Source organism: Vibrio sp. V30_P3S12P165 (assembly GCF_009904905.1).
In the GTDB taxonomy this organism is placed as follows: Bacteria; Pseudomonadota; Gammaproteobacteria; order Enterobacterales; family Vibrionaceae; genus Vibrio; species Vibrio fujianensis.
The window spans coordinates 85,588-106,240 of record NZ_WXWH01000018.1; the positions used below are offsets into that span (position 1 = coordinate 85,588).

Annotated in this window: 17 protein-coding genes; 7 read left to right on the plus strand and 10 right to left on the minus strand. The window is 43.2% G+C overall.

What is annotated here, in order from left to right; all coding sequences use genetic code 11:
* Positions 1-139: 139 nt before the first annotated feature.
* On the plus strand, positions 140-1,210 hold the full coding sequence (locus tag CAG57_RS04410) for a 3-deoxy-7-phosphoheptulonate synthase (protein WP_170887027.1): 1,071 nt from the start codon (positions 140-142) through the stop codon (positions 1,208-1,210).
* Positions 1,211-1,383: 173 nt separating this feature from the next.
* Here the strand turns inward: CAG57_RS04410 and CAG57_RS04415 are convergent, their stop codons facing one another.
* Positions 1,384-2,169 carry a 2,3-dihydro-2,3-dihydroxybenzoate dehydrogenase gene (locus CAG57_RS04415; RefSeq protein ID WP_099612158.1) on the minus strand — a complete coding sequence of 262 codons (786 nt, stop codon included), beginning with the start codon at positions 2,167-2,169 and terminating at the stop codon, positions 1,384-1,386.
* 254 nt (positions 2,170-2,423) lie between these two features.
* Between CAG57_RS04415 and CAG57_RS04420 the strand changes: the two genes are divergently transcribed.
* Both CAG57_RS04420 and CAG57_RS04425 read left to right on the plus strand, forming a co-directional pair.
* The gene (locus tag CAG57_RS04420; RefSeq protein WP_161427387.1) at positions 2,424-3,608 is read left to right on the plus strand and encodes an isochorismate synthase; all 1,185 of its coding nucleotides are present in this window, start codon (positions 2,424-2,426) and stop codon (positions 3,606-3,608) included.
* Between the two features lie 8 nt (positions 3,609-3,616).
* Positions 3,617-5,302, plus strand: a complete 1,686-nt coding sequence (locus CAG57_RS04425) for a (2,3-dihydroxybenzoyl)adenylate synthase (protein ID WP_099612157.1) — start codon at positions 3,617-3,619, stop codon at positions 5,300-5,302.
* 115 nt (positions 5,303-5,417) lie between these two features.
* Here CAG57_RS04425 and CAG57_RS04430 read toward each other — a convergent pair whose 3' ends face one another.
* The 7 genes from CAG57_RS04430 to hinT all read right to left on the minus strand — a co-directional run bounded on the left by CAG57_RS04430 (position 5,418) and on the right by hinT (position 11,485).
* The gene (locus CAG57_RS04430) at positions 5,418-6,707 is read right to left on the minus strand and encodes an FAD-dependent oxidoreductase (protein ID WP_161430510.1); all 1,290 of its coding nucleotides are present in this window, start codon (positions 6,705-6,707) and stop codon (positions 5,418-5,420) included.
* Positions 6,708-7,144: 437 nt separating this feature from the next.
* Positions 7,145-7,684: an alpha/beta hydrolase YcfP gene (ycfP, locus tag CAG57_RS04435; RefSeq protein WP_161430413.1), complete on the minus strand. Its 540-nt coding sequence runs from the start codon at positions 7,682-7,684 to the stop codon at positions 7,145-7,147.
* Positions 7,685-7,755: 71 nt separating this feature from the next.
* The gene (locus CAG57_RS04440) at positions 7,756-8,640 is read right to left on the minus strand and encodes a phosphotransferase (protein ID WP_099612156.1); all 885 of its coding nucleotides are present in this window, start codon (positions 8,638-8,640) and stop codon (positions 7,756-7,758) included.
* Between the two features lie 32 nt (positions 8,641-8,672).
* Positions 8,673-9,263, minus strand: a complete 591-nt coding sequence (gene lpoB, locus CAG57_RS04445) for a penicillin-binding protein activator LpoB (RefSeq protein WP_099612155.1) — start codon at positions 9,261-9,263, stop codon at positions 8,673-8,675.
* 25 nt (positions 9,264-9,288) lie between these two features.
* On the minus strand, positions 9,289-9,678 hold the full coding sequence (locus CAG57_RS04450; RefSeq protein ID WP_099612154.1) for a YcfL family protein: 390 nt from the start codon (positions 9,676-9,678) through the stop codon (positions 9,289-9,291).
* Positions 9,678-11,069: a hypothetical protein gene (locus CAG57_RS04455; protein ID WP_161426917.1), complete on the minus strand. Its 1,392-nt coding sequence runs from the start codon at positions 11,067-11,069 to the stop codon at positions 9,678-9,680. Before CAG57_RS04455 ends, CAG57_RS04450 begins: the two co-directional genes overlap by 1 nt.
* A 65-nt stretch (positions 11,070-11,134) precedes the next feature.
* Entirely contained in the window at positions 11,135-11,485 is a 351-nt protein-coding gene (hinT, locus tag CAG57_RS04460) for a purine nucleoside phosphoramidase (protein ID WP_099612640.1), read from the minus strand.
* A gap of 347 nt (positions 11,486-11,832) precedes the next feature.
* Here hinT and CAG57_RS04465 point away from each other — a divergent pair, with 347 nt between their 5' ends.
* Together CAG57_RS04465 and CAG57_RS04470 are read left to right on the plus strand one after the other, a co-directional pair.
* A complete protein-coding gene (locus tag CAG57_RS04465) occupies positions 11,833-13,824 on the plus strand; it encodes a methyl-accepting chemotaxis protein (RefSeq protein WP_161430411.1) in 1,992 nt (663 codons plus the stop codon).
* Between the two features lie 203 nt (positions 13,825-14,027).
* Positions 14,028-15,185 carry a DUF1887 family protein gene (locus CAG57_RS04470; protein ID WP_161427347.1) on the plus strand — a complete coding sequence of 386 codons (1,158 nt, stop codon included), beginning with the start codon at positions 14,028-14,030 and terminating at the stop codon, positions 15,183-15,185.
* 70 nt (positions 15,186-15,255) lie between these two features.
* Here CAG57_RS04470 and fadR read toward each other — a convergent pair whose 3' ends face one another.
* Complete coding sequence (gene fadR, locus CAG57_RS04475) at positions 15,256-16,095, minus strand: fatty acid metabolism transcriptional regulator FadR (protein ID WP_099612151.1); 840 nt, start codon at positions 16,093-16,095, stop codon at positions 15,256-15,258.
* A 567-nt stretch (positions 16,096-16,662) separates the two neighbouring features.
* On the opposite strand from fadR, the gene nhaB reads away from it, so the two are divergent.
* On the plus strand, positions 16,663-18,249 hold the full coding sequence (nhaB, locus tag CAG57_RS04480; protein ID WP_161427452.1) for a Na(+)/H(+) antiporter NhaB: 1,587 nt from the start codon (positions 16,663-16,665) through the stop codon (positions 18,247-18,249).
* Positions 18,250-18,368: 119 nt separating this feature from the next.
* The gene (gene dsbB / locus CAG57_RS04485) at positions 18,369-18,890 is read left to right on the plus strand and encodes a disulfide bond formation protein DsbB (RefSeq protein WP_161427453.1); all 522 of its coding nucleotides are present in this window, start codon (positions 18,369-18,371) and stop codon (positions 18,888-18,890) included.
* A 51-nt stretch (positions 18,891-18,941) separates the two neighbouring features.
* Here the strand turns inward: dsbB and CAG57_RS04490 are convergent, their stop codons facing one another.
* Positions 18,942-19,943, minus strand: a complete 1,002-nt coding sequence (locus CAG57_RS04490; protein WP_161427454.1) for a carbohydrate porin — start codon at positions 19,941-19,943, stop codon at positions 18,942-18,944.
* Positions 19,944-20,653 lie beyond the last annotated feature (710 nt).

Consider the following 20,653-nt stretch of genomic DNA (forward strand, 5'->3'; position numbering starts at 1 on the left):
TGGTTATCATTTGCATTAAATGCTTGACAACAAAATCAAGCAGTGCTGATAATCACCCAATCAATTTTTGATAATAATTATCATTTACACCTATAAACCACCATCCCTCCAGGATACAGAGTCAGGTTGAGGAATATTCATGCCAATTTTCGACAATGTCATACGCTCTACTACCATCGGCCAATTGCCCTTTGTGGAAGCACTACTTAGCGATATCCCAACGAACGAGAAGCAAAGAGCGTTTATCAAACGACAACGTCACCAGATTGCCGCTATTCTAGAAGGTCAAGATCCAAGGCTGTTAGTGATTGTCGGCCCTTGCTCTATCCACGATCCTCAGCAAGGTTTAGAATACGCTCATAAACTTGCAGCGGTGCAAGCCCAGTATGCCGACCAACTGTTGATTGTGATGCGGACCTATTTTGAAAAGCCACGTACCCGTACTGGCTGGAAAGGTTTCATTGTTGACCCTGATTTAAATGGCACACACAACATGGTTAAAGGCCTTACGATGGCGCGAACTTTTCTACGTGAGGTGATCAGCCTTGAATTAGCAACCGCTACCGAATTTCTCGATACCCATCTCTATCCCTATTTGTGCGATCTGATCTGCTGGGGAGCCATTGGAGCCCGCACCACCGAATCTCAAATTCATCGTCAAATGGCATCAGCACTTCCGTGTCCAGTTGGATTTAAGAATGGTACCGACGGCAACGTCACTATTGCGATTGATGCCATTTATTCCGCGCAAACAGAACATGTGATGGCAATCCCCGGAACTCAAGGTGTACCAAACTTAGTCATGTCTCATGGTAACCCACACGGACACCTGATCCTGCGTGGTGGGAAAGTCCCGAACTATCATAGCCATGCGGTAATTTCCGTTGCCAAACAACTGGAAGAGAATGCACTTAATCCACGCCTTATTATTGATTGCAGCCACGGTAATAGTCTGAAAAAAGCGCACAATCAACAAGTAGTTGCTAACGATATCGCCACACAGTTGCGGGCAGGAGAAACCTGTATCGCAGGAGTAATGTGTGAAAGTTTTCTCAAGCAAGGTCATCAGACATTAGGAAAAAATCCCCTGATACCGGGCCTATCAATCACTGACGAATGCCTAAGCTGGGAAAACACCTTATCCTTGTTAGAGACTCTCGCTCAGGCAATGAATGACGTAAAGAGCCAGCGCTACTCGACGGTTGCTTAATCTCAATGAGTATCTATCCATCCCAAACAACTTGGTATAGCAGGTAGTAAGCCAGTCATTGAAACCCCATGCGCATAGATAGACAATATGATAGATAGACGATGCGATTGGGGCCAATCAATATTGCCAGAGTACTGATGCGAATATCACCGACGCTTCAAGTGGTATTGGTGTTAGTTATCTAATGTCGCACCACCATCCACTCGCAAATCATGCATGGTGATGTGATTGGCGGCATCCGAGAGTAAAAACAAGATGGTGCGTGCAATATCAACAGGTTCGGCTATTTTTTGCAGCGGAATACCAAGGCGATAAGTGACGGCATCGCCAGAAATAGCCTGCGCTTCACCATAGCTCTCGGTCCATAATTGCATCTGCATATCGGTACGCGTTGAGCCCGGGCTAACAATATTACACCGCACGCCATAAGAGGCCAGCTCAATTCCAATGCATTTCACCAGCATATGCAATGCTGATTTCGAAGCACCATAAGCGCCCATATTAGGACGTGGGGTATTGGCAGCGTTGGAGCCAACAATCACCATCGAGCCACGCTTTGCCTCTTTCATTGAATGACTTAACGCCTGCATTAGATTGAGAATACCGAATGTATTGACCATGAATGTCTCATGTATCTGCTCAAATGGCATCTCGTGAATCGCACCTAAATGTAAAATTCCAGCACAGCTTACCAGATGATCGATAGGGCCATATTGCTGCTGAAGGTCGGCCATCATATCGGCAACCCTATCAATTTGAGCCACATCTAATTCTGCACATTGCAGTTGTTGCCCGTAACTTACGCGTAATAATTCCGTATTACTTAGTAAGGTTTGCATTCGCACATCCGTTGCTACCACCTTAGCGTTCTGCTTGAGCAATTGCTCGACCACACTCAAGCCAATTCCTCTTGCCGCTCCAGTAACCAATACGGTTTGATTGTTTAACGATACATCCATTTTTATAACCCTTTATAGAATTTGTCTCTCACCATTAATGATTGATTTAACAATCCATTTTTTACCAACAAAATGAGATCTTAACCTCAAAATAATAATGATACTTATTATTAAATAGCAATGATAATACTTATCATTTATGGCAACATAACTATATCGAGTTCCTGATGCATTGGCAATTGGCGCGGCTTCAACGTCATGAAACAGGAACATCAGGCTGCCGATATCATCAGAAAGGAAAAGAAGGGTTCCAAATGCAACGTCAAGTCATTGGCTATACAAAAATGGAAAATGAAGTGCTGAGCGAACAACTCGAATCAGCCCCATTTTTCTTTGCTTCTCCGACCCATACCATGATGGGCCTAGGCATAGAACAAGACATTCACCAACCGATCCGTTTTGCTCAATTAGCGGAGCAAGCGTATACCATGTTACAAGCGGCAAAGCGTCATGAAGCGGATAACCCCGTCCTGTTTGGGATCGTGCCATTTCATGAACAGTACCCAACACGCTTTGTTATTCCCAAACAACTATGGGTCTCGAGCAGTACCCGGTGTTCTACTAATAGAATGAATAATCTGCCGTCAAACGCGAAAGTGATTTCCTCGCCTTCCGGTCAACATTACCGCCAAGGGGTCACCGATCTGCTCAATCTATTTGCGAACACAGAGCTGGCTAAAGCCGTGTTATCAAGAGCCATAGAAGTTGAAACGGATGCAGATATTCATCTACCAAACCTACTTCGCAACCTCTTATCCATCAACACGAAAGGCTATACCTTCGCCGCAGATATTACTCCCGGTATCAAATTAATAGGAGCCAGCCCTGAATTGTTGATCGCCAAAAAAGGCAACTCTGTGACCTCCAATCCCCTTGCTGGATCACGCCCGCGCACTTCAAATGAAGCGCATAATGAAGCGGCACGTTTATCGTTACTCAACACACAAAAAGATCTCTATGAGCACAGCGTAGTGGTAGAGGAAGTGGAACGTATTTTGAGCCAGTATTGCCACAATCTCTATACCCCGATGACGCCATCGGTTATCGAAACACAGACCATGTTACATCTTTCTACCTTGCTAGAGGGTCAAACCATCGACACCAACCTCAACGTGCTTAGTATTGCCTCCCAGCTTCACCCTACCCCAGCAGTGTGCGGCTATCCTCGCGCTCATGCTTATGAAGCCATTCGTGCGATTGAACCATTTGATCGAGGCTACTTCACTGGCATGGTTGGCTGGTGTGACTCGCGTGGCAATGGAGAATGGGTGGTGACTATCCGATGCGCAGAAGTGCAAAAAAGACAGATGAAGGTATACGCCGGAGCTGGCATTGTTAATGAATCAGAACCACAGCGCGAATTAGATGAAACGGGAGCTAAGATGAGCACGATTTTGTCTGCCGCAGGCATTCAACTCAATGAACAACTGACCGCCTAGGAAGTCCGATGAAAAAACCACCAGAACTTGACTACACACCATGGCCACAAGCATTAGCCGATCAATACCGAGCCCTTGGCTATTGGCAAGATAAAACCCTGCTAGATTATTTACGGGAAAGTAAACAAAAATACGCTGAATATGACGCGATTATTTGCGAACAACGTACCATCACTTACCGAGAACTTGTCGATAGTGCTGCACAGTTAGCCGCGGGATTTCATCGGATTGGCTTACAACGTGGCGATAATGTGGTGTTGCAAATGACCAACATCGCTGAATTTTATCAGTGTTTTTTTGCACTACTACAAATTGGGGTTCGCCCAATACTGGCACTGCCAGCCCATCGTCAGATGGAAATACGCTATTTCTGCCAACATGCCGATGTTAAGGCCTATTTTATTGATGGCCAAGCGACGACCTTCGATTATCAAGCGTTAGCCGCAGAGATCCTCCAACAATGCCCAAGTGTTAAACACATCATTGTCCGAGGTAAGGCCTGCGACCCCCGCTTTATTTCTTTGAACGAATGCTTTCAACCACCAATACAAGAACAGTATGCTCACGCCAATGACGTGGCCTTTTTCCAACTCTCAGGAGGAACCACAGGGACTCCCAAGCTGATCCCACGTACCCATAATGACTATGCTTACAGTGTTACTGGTAGCGTTCAGATCTGCCATTTTGATCACACGACGCGGTTTCTGTGTGTTCTGCCCGTTGCGCACAACTTTCCGCTCAGCTCACCGGGAGCATTAGGGGTGTTTTGGTCTGGAGGCTGTGTGATTCTCACCCAAGATCCCGCACCACAAAGTGCATTTGAAATGATTGAGCGCCATCGTGTCACCGTCTCTGCCTTAGTGCCCCCTTTGGCTCTACTATGGATGGACTATGCAGAAAAAGCCACACAGGACATTTCTAGCCTTGAGTTACTGTTAGTTGGCGGCGCTAAATTCAGTGAAACTGCCGCACGAGCATTACCGAAAAAGCTTCATTGCCGCTTACAGCAAGTGTTTGGTATGGCGGAAGGGCTAGTCAACTACACTCGATTTGAAGATAGCGAACCAATCATTGCCAGTACTCAAGGCCGGCCTATGTCACCCCATGATCAAGTTCGAGTGGTCGATGACGAAGGAAACGATGTAGCAATCGGTGAAGAAGGTTTTCTACTTACTCAAGGACCATATACCATTCGTGGTTACTACCGTGCCCCTGCACATAATGAGCACTCATTTACTGCTGATGGTTTTTATCGTACTGGCGATCTGGTGAAGCGTACCGCTGAAGGTCACATCATTGTCACGGGACGAGAGAAAGATCAGATTAACCGCGGAGGTGAAAAAATAGCCGCAGAAGAAGTAGAAAACTATCTGTTACGTCATCCTGCCATACACGATGTTGCTCTGATCGCCGTACCTGACGATTATCTTGGCGAGCGCAGCTGCGCAGTGGTGGTAACACGCTCAGAGCACACAATAAAAGCACTGGAACTAAAACGCTTTTTACGTGATCTCGGCGTGGCCGATTTCAAAATCCCCGATCAAATACAGTTTATTGATACCCTGCCCAAAACGTCGGTAGGTAAGGTGGACAAGAAAAGTTTACGAGCACTTTATAGCCAAACTTCACCGAAACAGCATCAACGAACAGGGGGAAATGGCATCAAAACCATCGTAAGAGCAGAGATCACGTGAGAAATACAATAAGCAAGCGCAGAAAACCCTGCGCTTGCTGTTTAGCCTAGTTGAAGCCGATCACTCAAACTTGTTTGGATTATGCGACCCACTGAGTTGTAGCCACTCTGGCAGATTAATGAAGTTTGAGATTCGGTCTCAGTACTCGGTTAATCCTTCCCACCAACATCATCAGTCCCGTTTTTATCACACCATGCAAAGCCATTTGGTGCATGCGATAAAGTGAAATGTATACAACGCGTGCAATACGGCCTTCAACCATCATTGAACCTTTGGTTAAATTCCCCATCAAGCTTCCAACGGTAGAAAAACGGCTTAATGAAACGAGCGAACCATGATCTTTATAAAGGTAAGGTTTCAGTTCACGACCATTGAGTTTAGCAACGATATTTTTGAAGGCTAAACTGGCCATCTGGTGCGCAGCTTGTGCTCTTGGTGGGACAAAAGAACCATCAGCTTGGGTGCATTGCGCTAAGTCGCCGATCACAAAAATATCATCGTCTCGCGTGGTTTGTAGTGTCTCTTTAACCACTAACTGATTAATTCGGTTCGTTTCTAGGCCCGCAATATCTTTCATAAAATCAGGCGCTTTAATTCCTGCCGCCCACACCATAATCGTCGCGGTAATTTTTTCACCGTCTTTCGTGGTTAAACCATCTTTTTCAGCCTGTGTCACCATGGTTGACGTTCGAACATTCACACCAAGCTTGGTCAGTTCGCTATGAGCGGCGGCTGAAATTCTTGGAGGTAAGGCGGGTAAAATACGCTCTCCCGCTTCTACTAAGTTGACATTTAGCTTACTTGAGTCAAGATCGCCAAAGCCATAAGTACGCAATTCTTTCACTGCATTATGTAATTCAGCCGAGAGTTCAACGCCCGTCGCTCCCGCTCCCACAATCGCAATATCAACGGTACCGTTGCCATTTTTTGCATGAAGTTTTAGAAACTCATTATTCATTTCGGTGCGAAAACGATGAGCTTGTTCAGGGCTATCCAAGAAAATACAGTGCTCACGAACCCCAGGAGTATTGAAATCATTAGACGTTGAACCAATCGCTAGCACCAGTAGATCATAGTGCAGTTCACGCTTAGGCATCAACAGCTCACCATGCTCATCGGTCAGCTCACTCAAGACAATTTTTTTGCTGTCTCGATCAATCGCTTCCAAACTACCGAGTTGAAAATCAAAACTGTGGTTTTTAGCATGTGCCCGATAACTTAAAGCGTCAACGCCCTCATCCAACGAACCTGTTGCTACTTCATGCAGCAAAGGTTTCCACAAATGGCTAGAATTTCGATCAACTAAGGTCACGCTAGCACGATTTTTACGTCCCAAAGTTCGTCCCAGTTTCGTTGCTAGCTCAAGCCCTCCAGCTCCGCCACCGACTACAATAATACGTGTCACAATTATCACCTTTAAAAGTTTTAATAATCAGCTTCAGCATCAATAACTATGCTGAAATTTTAAAATTAGAGTCGTAGGTCTGTAGAAATCAGAGTGCTCATCAATGAATCTTGTTCTTTTTATTATGTTATTTAAATGTTTTGCCGCCCAATGCTTACCGAGCAAATATTAATTTTTATCCTTTTCGTACTAAGCACGGGGTAGCGCAAATTTTCTCATTTGCTAATTTTTCATACTCTACCTATTTTTTGACACCCATCAAGTTTTTTATTCTTGATTAATTATATAGAGTAAAATAAGGCCGCCATATGTTGATTAACGGTTAACAATTGGTAAACACCTGAATAAACACAAAAGCGAGAGGGAGTGAGAATGAAGGGATAAACAATATTGGGTATTAAAGCAGCTCCACTATCGAAGCTGCGTATTGATTTAAATTAAGCCCCTTTAAAGGCCTTAATCGACTGTAGATGTTGCGATATTTTCTTAAATTTATGCGGCTGCTCATCATCCCAGATAATTTGATAATAGTCTTGTAGCTCCTGAGCGGCCTTTTGATTGTCTAAGACTTCATCATGGCGAGAAAGAAAAACCAGACAGCGGCCCTTATTTTTCATACGATACTGTTCGACACATTTTGTCGCAATATCTTCATACTCTTCCGGCCGGTCAATTTTCCCTGTCATGGTGTTTTCTGGATGCAAATTAGGGTTAAACATCACCTGTTTTATCCCACATAAAAAACCAATTCGCTCAGACCAATACCCGCCAAGACCGACACCACAAATGACAGGATCCGGATCATTGGATAATTCAATCGCTTTATGAACTTCTTTTAATAAGTGCTGCATATCATGCTTTGGATGTTGAGTGCTATAACTGATAAAACGAACATCATCATCGATAAACTGTAATTGCAGCACTTTTTCGTGATTTCCAGGACTTGTTGAATCAAATCCATGTAAATAAATAATCATACAACCCTACCCCCCGCTTACTGAAGATTTTAATTTACACATGAAAGGGATGGTTTTAAAGCGCTAAATGCTCACTTCCCCCGATTGTCTGGTGACGAAGACTCAGCCAGCAGTTGGTCTTTAAAATGCACAGCTTGCTGATAATACTCTTCGTCGCCCCATAACTGATAAGCCACTAAATACCAAAGCATCGCCATCATTTTAACCTTAGGTTGCCATGCTTTTACGCCTTCAACCCACCGATCAACCTGCTGAATATTCCGTAGCTGACAATAACGAAACACTGCGTCCAGTAATTTTTCCCCAGCCACATCAATACTGATGGCCAGATCCAAACGGGGGTCAGCCATACTGGCATATTCCCAATCAATGATCCGGTAACCTGTTTCTGTTTTTATTAAGTTATAGCCCGCTAAGTCAAAATGACACAAGGTTAGTGGCAATGATTCACAGTGAGGCAACGTTCGCCACTTTAAATATAACTGCTCAAAAGATGGCGTTTTAAGCTCTGATTTAAGTTGTAACCAGTAATGATCAACGCGAGCAGTATAATTAAAAGGAGGAGCCGGAATTCGAGCGCTCTCTAATTGATGGACCTGTGCCAGTACTTTGAGAATATGCTCCCATGCCCCCTCTTCGGTTAGCACGTTTCCAGCGATCCATTCCACTAACAAACCTTGATCATTAATAGTGATCGCTTTAGGGCCAAGGCGGCTGTTCTCAATTGCTTTCAGAATCTGATATTCTTGAAAGCGAGAAATAGAAAACCCTTTTGTCAAAAGGGTATTGGGACGCCAAACAAACGCAAGCTCGGCTGACAGGGTAATTTTCCAACATCGATTGGTTAGCCCTCCAGTCAGTGTTTGCGCATATTCAGGCGTTGAGGTAAAGAAATGAGTTAACGACTGTAATGTCGGATCGAGTTGACAGGCCTCACGCCATGACATCCTTGCCATTTCTCACCTCGTTAATAAGCAAACATCAATGTTTACCAACCTAAGAAACTTTTCGACTGTTGTTTACGAATTTCTGTTTCATCAGCCCATTCGATTAACCCTGTCTTTAAGTCCATTAGACGCATCGTCATTTTATAGTAGACATCTTTATCACTACCGGCATTTTTTACAATGCTAGATAAATTGCCATACAACATATACTGCGCCCCAACCATTTTACCAAATTGAATGGCTGTACTTTGATCAACAAGCTCATCATTATTTTGGAAATTAAGCTGTGCACGCACCGCATCCACTCGGTCCATATCAACAAAACGGAACTTACCAGAATTCAACATTTTGGTACTGATGGTGTCGGTGATCGATTCGGTATCAATGTGTTCACTGGTCTTATTTTTGATCCGCTCAACAAAGACGATGGGACGTGCATCACGTGTAATAGCAGCGACCGAACCGGACATCATCATGCTATCAACCATATCAGCCGCTATTTTTTGTAAATCGGTAGACCCAAAATCAACGGTGACCGTTTCAACAGCTTGAGCATCACCATAGCTAACGCGGTTAGAACAGCCACCGAGCAACACCACAAGACCAAGAAGCGCTACAATACTTTTATTCATTTTTACCCTCTACTTATCCTATCCACTAATTATCCAGTTCGCGAATCTGAACACGAAACTGCTTACCTTGTGGATTAACCGATACTTCTGACAGTGATCGTGTTTCATCACCACGTAAAATGACTGATGTCCAAGGCCCTGGCTGAATATTCACTTCCAACCCATCTGCATCATACCAATAGAAGCGGTATTGTAGATGTTGATCCCCACGATATTGACTTGAAAGACGTACAATGCCTCGAGTTTTTCCATACACATTTTGAGTTGAAATATCATCAATCTGTATGCGACTCGCCAGAACGCGATCCCCAAATAAGACTTGCTGACTCGCGCCATCAATACTTAGCCCCGTAGTATGGCTTGTACAAGCGCTCATTAACCACACCGCTAACAGTGTAACGACTATTTTTTTCATCATAACCTTCCCAACTGTTTATGCCAAAGCGTGGAATGACGCCCCTGACGAGATAACCAAACCAAGGTCGTTCCACCTTCAGGCACGGTGAATCGATAATGTTGCGTACCAACTTGTAACACTTGTTCACCTGCCGCGACAATTGCACTGCTGGTCACTACTCGTTCGGGCAAGGTTAACCAGCTACGAGTGTCTGGTTGCTCGGTTAATGTATTAAACACATTAAGAATCAAGTTTCCAAACCCATCACTTTGTGTGCTTTCTTTGCGAATTTGATCTTTTACTACCACTCGCAACACTTGTCGAATCACCATCGTAGGCATTCGCTCAGATAAATCGTTGTGCGCCATTGCATTAACGTCCACGACCACGTCACCCTTTAGCGGTGACTGATTCAGAATTAACGGCGCAAAAACCTCTTGCTGACTCGATGCATAATAAGGTAATGCTAAAGAATACAATGCGGTATTGCCTCGGCTGTCAGATAAAGGTAAAGATAATCGCCACTCTTGCCTTGGATCAACCACACCCAATTCTTCAATAATAATCACTCGTCCCTGCTGCGCTTGTCGTGAAGTTGGTGAGCCATAACGCTCATTTAGCTGACGCAAGTCGTCTCTCATCCCCAACCGTTGGGCCACTCGTCGTACTCCATCAATCACCACTGGGTTATTTTCCGCTACAGCTAAAGCACGCCGATAATCGACATAAGCACTGTTTAAATCATTCGCTGCTTCGTATAGAAGAGCGGAAAGATAGAATAAATAGCCATTCTGCACCGCTTGTAGCCTTGTACCCGCATCTGGATATTGAGCTAATATCGCACCTAAATTAGGAGAAACGCCTGTACTACGCAGCTCTTTTTGTACCCGTTCTAATTCGGCCTGACGATTTTTTCGCGCTTGTTCTTGAACCAAGTTCGCACGCCGCATTTCCACAAGTGCACTTTCTAACTGATTACGTTGAAGATAGTTCAACCCCAAATAAAGGTGCAAGAATCCTAATTCATAATCAGCGGGAGTATACTCACTTAAATTATCATTGAGTGCCAATGAACTCACACTCGTCGCCGTTGAACTGAGCGAGATGACTGCTTTTTCTTGCTGCTGAGTGACCGCGGCAACGGACATGTCTAGTGCGGCTTTACTTTGCACATATTGCTGAGCGAGGAAATAAACACGCCCCTTTTCTAAATTATCAAGAATATCGCCCGCTACGGGTTTGGATACATATTCCGTTGCACTTGAATAATCGCCCGCTTTTACCGCTTGATAAAGCGCTTTATTTTGGACGCTATAGTGACTAAATAGGTTGCCAGCGCTGAACTGGGCACAGGCATTAAGTAATAAACAGACGAGTAATAGGAATAGAGGTCGTAAATATAAGCTCACGCGATTGTCCGCCTCAAACAAAAGTGAAACCGTTAAGCAATGGCCCAACGCTGGGCCATATCAAGTTAACCAATCAATAATGGCCCGAGCGGTCGACCACCAACTAGATGCATATGAATATGGTAAACCTCTTGCCCTCCATGAGCATTACAATTCACCAATAAACGGTAACCATCTTCGGCGATGCCTTCTTGTTGAGCAATTATCTTTGCCACCGTAAATAATCGCCCGAGTGCTAGCTCATCCTCTGCTTGTACATCATTAACGGTGGGAATCAATTTGTTAGGGATAATTAAGATATGACTCGGAGCTCTTGGATTAATATCTCGAAAAGCAGTCACAAGGTCATCTTGATAAAGGATATCCGCAGGAATGTCTTTACGGATAATTTTACTGAAAATGGTTTCTTCAGCCATGAAGTTCTCCATCAATAGAATAATGAGATTATTAGGTTTATCTGAGTATGCGACAAGGGGCATTAAACCTCAATAAAAAGCACAATCCAGTTATCAAAATCAACAATTGCATTCATAAATGGAATGGCAAAAAGTGTTTTTGCAGCTCTCGTCATAAAATGCGTTTTTTAATCTCCATACAATACTGATTAATTTGTTAATTTTTTATGACCGTTTGTCATAACGATTAAGACCATCAAAGGTAAGTGTTGTAGACCACATGTTTTATATAAAAACAAGTGCATTTAACACGGTTTTATATTAGATGCGTCATATTTTTAATGAGAGAATGTTCAAGGGAGAGATGCATGCAAGGTTCCGTTATTAGGCGTATGTATGCCGGATTTACACTAATTATTATTATGTTTGCCATCACCGTCATGATCATGATGGATGGTATGAAGCAAATCCACTCCAACTTTCAAGGGGTTTCAAAATCTGCATTACCACTCGTGTCATTGTCTAACCAAACCAGCGTACAACTTCTATCCGCGGACAAATCGTTTAAGGATTTTTTAACCACTCAAGATAATGAGCGAATGGCAGAAAGGCGCGCCGAATTCGTTCAAGCACAAACCGAATTTCGCACCGTATTACAACAATTAGCACAAGCAAGCACTGCTCACCCCGATCTTGAAGAACGCATTGACGAGTTACGAAAGCTAGAACAACGTTACTTTACCGAAGCTTATGATGCAATGAGCAACTACCAAGCGATGTTTACGTCACAAGAGAAAGTACAACAGTCAACGCGTAAATTTCAGCGTCTGCACTCTGAGCTTAGTGTGGGCATGAAAGAGTATGTGGATGACCAAAGTAGTATTTCAGTTAAAGTTATGGCAAAAAGTTACTTCATCAAACTTCGTGATGCTGAAGTAATTACCTCTGATGCGCTTGCTAGCTCTGATGTGGCTTTCGTTGAAGAGGCGGTGGCAAATAACCGTAAAGCCGTGGCTCACCTCAATTACTCTTATCGAGGACTCACCGCTCAGCTCCCTGAACTCAAGAAGGTGTTTGATGACTCGGTTGCCCAATTTACTCAAGATATTGGACAAAAAGGTGGGGTGCTGGATCAACATAATGAGTACTTAAAAGCTCGTACTGCCTTATATGATAATATTGCCAACTTAGCGGCTGAAGTCGATCATGCGATGGTCATTCTTGATTCATTCAACCAAACCGCTACGCAAGAACTCAATGCAGCCTTAACAGAAGCAGCCGAAGTTTATGATTTAGGCGTATATCGAGCGATTGGTATTGGGATTTTAGTGGTCTTACTTGCTACCGGTATTGGCTATCATATCGCACATAGTGTACGTAGCCCACTCAATCGTATTCTTGCTACTCTCGAAAGCCTCACACAAGGTGATATGACCAAGCGTATTGAAGTCCGCTACAATAACGAATTTGCTCGAGTCAGTACCCACATCAACTCACTGGCAAACAACCTACATGATATTTTGGTCAAGTTAAATGAAGCTTCAGATAATTTAACTGCCACGGCAAATAGCAATCAATCGACCTCACAAAGTGCACAAAACAAACTGAATGGTCAACGAGAACAAACCGCGAATGTGGCCACAGCGATGACAGAAATGGCACATTCCGTTCAGGAAGTCGCGCATAGCGCGCAAAGTTCGCTGCACATGGTTCAGCAAGTTGAAAGTGCTTCTGAATCCGGCCGACAAGTGATGAGCAATAATATTTCTACCATCAATCAATTAGAGTCTCGTCTTAACGACTCGGTCCATGCTGTCGGTGAATTACATAAAATGAGTAGCCAAATTGGTTCTATTTTAGACGTCATCCGTAACATAGCCGAACAAACCAACTTACTCGCCCTGAATGCAGCCATTGAAGCCGCTCGAGCAGGAGAACAAGGTCGAGGTTTTGCCGTGGTGGCCGATGAAGTTCGCGTCTTAGCACAACGAACGACCGAGTCAACATCAGAAATTGAAACGATGATCAGTAACCTTCAAAACAGCTCTGGTACCGCAAGTAAAGTGATTGAAACTTGCATGCAAGATATGGAGCAATCGGTTGAGCAAGCCTCTAGTGCTAACAGCGCAATGGAAGAAATCCAAGCGCTGATTATAGAGATTAGCCAAATGAGCACTCATATTTCTCAGGCCGCAGCAGAACAAAGTGAAACCACCAGCTCAATCGCACGGAGTATAGAAGATATTAACCATATCGCGGACGAAAGCTACCAAGCCATGAATCAAATCGCACAGACGAGTGAGAGCCTAACCCAACTTGCCAATCAGCAAGGTCAACTCGTCCATAGGTTTAAGTTATAAGATACCAATATGGCTGATTTTTCAAGCAACGAGAATGCGGTTCTCGGTATCGATTGTTAGCCTAACGTCAAAACTGCTCATCAGGGTGACTTTTCTATCCGGTCACCCTTGTTTTTTTGCTCGCTCACCGTTATATGATGAGCAGGGCTTGCTTCATTCTTTTCTTTTTCCCCCATTTTGCAAGCCAAACATGAGGATAGAATATGGCTGTTCATGTTGGCATTATTGATCAAGATCCAGTACGTTTGATCACCCCCTTATTAGATAATCGAACCGTTAGTCGACACATTGTCTTCATCGGTGATCAAACGCAAAAAGTGATGTATGCTCGTCTACATACCGTATTAGAACAACGTGATATCACTTCTGAGTTCTTTGAAATTCCTTACGAAGCTAATATTAACGAAACCAAGTTAGCCATCCGTCGGCTCGCCGATGAGCTAAAAAATCGCCAAGTCGAAGTAAAACTGAATGCCAGCTGTGGGCTACGCCATCGGTTATTATCTGTTTATGAAGTATTTCGAACTCATCACTGGCCTATTTTTGTCGTAGAGCCCCGGAGCGATCGACTGTGCTGGCTCTATCCAGACGGCAGCCAAGATACTCAAGTACAAGACAATATTACGATTGCCGATTATTTGACTATTTTTGGCGCACGAGGAGAATTTAGCGAATATAACCGCCCTCCTCTGTTAGATCAAAAGTTGTACCAGCTCGGTGAGCGGTGGGCTAGCCATGCGTTAGAGCTGGGGCCAGGCCTTGCTACCCTAAATTACTTAGCGACGACCTGTCGTAAAGAACAGCGGTTAGATGTTGTGCTCTCCGATAAACAACAAGGTTACCGTGAACTCAATTTATTGATCACGGATCTGGTAGAAGCCAATATTGCGACATACCAGCAAGGTTTACTCACTTTTGCCGATGAAGATGCGCGCCGATTTGCCAACGGCGAGTGGTTAGAAACGCTGGTACACAGTACGGTTAAACAGATACAAGATATTATGCCAACCATACAAGATCGGTCACTTAACGTCCAAGTTTACCGTCAACTCGGTGAGCGAGAAGTGCGTAATGAATTAGATGTCGCAACGGTCGTCAACAATAAACTACACATTATAGAGTGTAAAACAAAAGGGATGCGTGATGATGGTGACGATACTTTATACAAGTTAGAGTCATTACGCGACTTACTTGGCGGGCTGCAAGCCCGTGCGATGTTAGTGAGTTTTCGTCCATTAAGACATAACGATATTACACGTGCAGAAGATTTAGGGCTTGCTCTGATTGGGCCTGATGAATTGAAAGATCTAAAAACACATCTAACGCGTTGGTTTCAAGCTGCAGGAGGTGGCGAACTCTAAGCGCAGGTTCAACCAAAGAAAAAGCCCAATGGGCTTTTTCTGCTGAATCTTATATGGCACTGATGGAAAACTAGCCATCATCTTCAGTAAAGTTTGATGGTAACGTCGTTTTCATTTGATTCCATATTTGCGCACTTTCAAGACCATAGTGGCGAATGACTATCGGTAATTGATCCCGATCACCAGAACAACACACGTCTAGCAAGTCACGATAAAAAGATAATGCTAACTGACGAGCTTCAGCGTTAGAAAAGTAATAACTCCCCACTCGGTCATACAATTTTTTCAAACCATTAAAGATCAAACCGTAGATTTGATTGCCGGAATGAAAGGCTAAACGCTGAAATAACATATAATCATAAAAATTAAATGTCTTCGCTATGAGCATTTCTTCACGGGTATATTCCTCGTTATCAGTTTCATCTTTGATGTGCTGTTTAATTTTATCAGCGTATGGCGAGGTGGTAATAAAGACATCCCAGGACTCAGCCGCTAATAATGCTTCGCAAGATTCAATCACATTGCTAATTGTCCGCTCTGAGCTCTCTTTATTAATCTTGAATGCGTAACGCATGAATATCGGACTAATATTGGTTCGCGCGGCAAGTAAATCTTCAACGATACTGGTGGCATTTTCAGCATCCAATGTCATTAATGTGTCGAGAATATGTAAACCTGAGGTTTCCATAAACTGATTTACTTTAGTCGGCTTACCATGCTGAATGGTTAACCAACCATCTCGTGCAAGACGCTGAAGAACTTCTCTTAATGTCGTTCGAGTAACACCAATCAGCTCCGAAAGCTCTCGCTCGGCAGGTAAAATAGATCCCGGAGGGAAACGACCATTCCAAATGCTTTCAATAATGTATTTTTCTGCAAAACCTGCTGGGCTTTTTGCTTTGATGACCATTAACTACTCATCCAGTTTCTAATTTATTTGGGTCGAATAGCACTCATCATACCACTAGTTTTCATTGAGCGGAAACAAACCATTATTAAACGCATCACATCACTACCATTAGAGTAACAACTCTATTTCAATCGTTCATCAAGATAATATCCGCTCATTTATTCAATTTAATTTATCAAAAAGTAATAGTGAAAAGCACGCTCGTGTGGTTTACTCACACTCGATCATCCACTACTCTTCTATATCCGAAATAGGGCTTGACCATTTTATAGGTTCATTAAACCATTAATTGGTCAACGTTCAATCAATAAGGAGAGCTGTGAATTTATTCATTTAGTGCGGTTCGCGCCTAAGCACCCTCCGTGCTTATTCTTTTAGGGAATGAATCAGTAAAAGTGTGAACTTATCCGTTTATAGTTTTACTCAGTCATTATGAGAAATGATTCCATTAGATTCTTCACACCAGAAATCCAACGTTGTTAACCACCAGCCATGAAGAGCGATTCACTGGCTAATCAACCTTGGATCAATGAAGCGTCTAATCTGACTAACACAAGAGTAATTATCATGCCGATATCACTCGGAAGCGCCTTTATTAAGAATTTTTTAGGTAAAGCACCAGACTGGTACAAAATTGCCATCATTGCCTTTTTAATCATCAATCCGATTGTTTTCTTTTTTATTCATCCTTTTGTGGCCGGTTGGTTACTGGTGGCTGAATTTATTTTCACACTAGCCATGGCATTAAAATGCTACCCACTACAACCTGGTGGCTTGTTAGCTATTGAAGCAATCGCCATTGGTATGACAAGTCCAGACCAAGTCAAACATGAGCTAGTAGCAAATATTGAAGTTTTACTTCTGCTGATGTTTATGGTCGCAGGTATCTACTTCATGAAGAACTTATTGTTATTTATCTTCACTAAGATTCTGTTAGGTATCCGTTCAAAATTGATTTTATCGATGGCTTTTTGTGTTACGGCGGCTTTTCTTTCTGGTTTTTTAGATGCACTGACCGTAATCGCGGTCATCATTAGTGTCGCGGTTGGGTTTTACTCCATCTACCACAAAGTTGCCTCAGGACAACCGTCGGCCCCGTCTCACGATCATACTCATGACGAGCAAATACCAGAACTGACTCGTGATGACTTAGAAAACTATCGCGCATTTTTACGCTCGCTACTGATGCATGCTGGGGTCGGAACGGCTTTAGGTGGTGTGATGACGATGGTTGGCGAACCACAAAACCTGATTATTGCTGACCATGCTGGCTGGCTGTTTGGTGAATTTTTAATTCGTATGTCACCCATCACTGTACCTGTTTTTATTTGCGGACTTCTCACCTGCCTATTGGTCGAACGTTTTAAAATATTTGGTTATGGAGCAGAACTACCAGCCAATGTTCGCCAAGTCTTGATGGATTTCGATAGCGAAACTCGCCTGCATAGAACGCAACAAGATATCGCTAAACTTTGGGTTCAAGCGATTATCGCGGTCTGGCTCATTGTCGGATTAGCGCTACATTTGGCCGCTGTTGGCCTCATCGGTTTATCCGTGATTATTCTTGCGACCAGTTTTTCAGGTATCGTCGAAGAACATGCTTTAGGTAAAGCATTTGAAGAAGCCTTGCCGTTTACTGCACTGTTAGCTGTTTTCTTCTCCATTGTTGCGGTGATTATTGATCAACAATTATTTACTCCGATCATCGACAGTGTGCTGCATATTGAAGATAAAGGTGTACAGCTCGCTCTGTTTTATATCGCCAATGGTCTACTGTCGATGGTATCCGACAATGTCTTTGTCGGCACGGTATACATCAGTGAGGTGCAATCTGCATTAACGCACGGATTGATTTCTCGCGATCAATTCGATCTCCTTGCGGTGGCAATCAATACGGGCACAAACCTCCCTTCTGTTGCAACACCGAATGGACAGGCTGCTTTCTTGTTTCTGTTAACTTCAGCACTGGCACCATTAATCCGACTGTCTTATGGACGAATGGTGGTCATGGCTTTGCCATATACTATCGTAATGAGTTTAATCGGTTTAGGCGGGATCATTTTCCTACTCGAGCCCATGACTAGCTACTTTTACGAGATGGGTTGGATCACTCATCATAGTCTCAAAGCCGCCGCTGCTATTGTTGGTCATTAAAAATTTGTATTGAATAAGAAACTATTCCACGCTAAAAAGCTCTGAATACTAGAACAAGCCATTGATGCCAATAAACATCAATGGCTTGAATATTTTCTTAATTACGCAAGGATGATGATGTGAACGCTCTTTTGCAACTCCAACGTTTCTCTCATAATCGCCTCTCTTGGGCTCTATTATTCATTTTCGTGCTCTTCTTTGAGCTTTGTGCCCTCTATTTCCAACATATAATGATGCTGTCCCCATGTGTGATGTGTATTTATGAACGAATCGCAATGTTGGGTATCGGTGTAGGAGCGTTCATTGGCCTACTCAATCCCAAACAGCGAGGACTTCGCTGGTCAGGATTTATTGTTTGGGGGATAAGCGCCTACCAAGGACTCACCCTTTCTATCGAGCATGTGGATTACCAATTAAATCCGTCGCCATTTAATACCTGTGATCTGTTTGTCACGTTTCCAGATTGGGCACCACTCAACCAGTGGGTACCTTGGATGTTTGAGGCTTATGGGGACTGTAGTGACATTTCTTGGCAATTTATAACCTTGACGATGCCACAATGGTTAGTGGTTATTTTTGTTGGTAACTTGATAGCGCTTGCTGCTGTGTTAGTGGCTCAGTGTCTTAAGCGGGCAGCATAAACAATAAAAAGCCCACCAAGCGGTGGGCAAATAAATTGTGTGAATTACCAATTAAAAGAAGTACTTGAAACGTACACGAACGCCGACATCTTGGTCATCGTTATCGTTATCCACTTTAGAGAAGTAAGATCCAAGGTAGATAGAGAAATCTTGCACATCCATCACATTAGCAATCTCATAAGATGCCCAAGTGGTATTCATTTTCTCTTTGCTGCCCGTGTCAGTTTCTGAATAGATATGGCCTAAACCAAAACGTTTATACTGAATAACAGCACCGATTGAGGAGTCTTCTTGATCAGTGGTATCAAAATCACGGTACGCATAACTTACATCTAAGCTAAAATCTGACACCGCATATTTAATGGTTGCCCCATAGCCAAGATAATCATTCTCAGCATCTGCCTTATCCGCCGTTAAATTCGCTTCCATACCGGCGGCAAAGCGCAGACTATCTGTTGCCTGAAAAGCGACAACCGGTCGCACAAACACAGCATTTTGATCCGCACCACTATTTTCTTTAAACAGTGATCCTACTTCAAAATACAACTTATCGAGCGATTTTGCATAGCTTACTTGGCCATAATCACCACGGCCTCGAGCGTCTTTTAAGCGATAAGGTTCAATAACATTATTATTCACATCGACTTTTGCAAAATCGAGCATGGTATCTTGCCCAACAGGGAACATATCAAACGCTTCAAAACGCCCAATTTTCACTTCCCAATCCGCTTGGCGACCCATTGCGAAGAAGGCATCATCTAAATCCACATCACCCGTTGATTTCAGTAGTGGCTGAACTTGCACTTTCAGATAATGATCATTGGCAACAGCACGCTCAGCAGCAATTTGCACCAAAATCCGGCCACTTTGACTAAAATCTTGACGATCTTGGTTCTTTCTTTCTTTATCCACCACATTGAGATCATACTCAACGTCACCACCAATCGTGAATAGACCCTTTTCATTTTCAACGCTGATCCCAGCATGTGCTGCCAGTGCTGTAGAAACTAAAACGGAAGCAAGCGAAAGTTTACCAAAGGTATTAAATTTCATTATTATCTCCATTGACCTTAAGGCCATTATCTTGATTTTATTGGTTTAATGCTTTTCCTTAGCGCTACTCAGAAATGAACATAGATTAGGGGATACATTGTTGAAATGTGGCAACCTTTTCATTCCCGAGGTCAGCAACCACTGTACATGTGCCTCCTTGCATGCTGCCGACGGTGGAGAGTCTACATTTACCAAAACCATAGAAACCATGAATCCGATCACACAAGGAACCGTTCCCACTCAATGAATGATAAGAAATATTTCCTCCATCACGCTTATGGAATTAATTTGGATAAGAAATAAAATAGTGGCATGATTATTATTGTTAATTTTTTTATTGAAAAAAATAATTCAGCAACGGAATGTAAATAAATGGCATCGGGAGATCACTCAAGATGAGATGATACTCAAACCATTTGGCGTTACAGGTAGGCGACAAGTGAGTGACAAATTGGTCTGGAATCAATTTCAACAGCCGTAGGCTGGCCTTTGGTGAGAGACACGGATGGTTCTTATCATCTCCATGGGCATAGACAGGCTATGCAATTGGCGTGAACAAACGTAGCCAGCCCCCCTACAACTTCAAGTAGGAGGGTATAAAAAGTAGTTTTGTGTATCACGAGTTAAATCTTGAGGATAAAAATAAAGAAAATTGCGAGATAGAAAGATTAGGTTCCGTTGACCTTTCACGGTTAAATTCCATTCGAAAG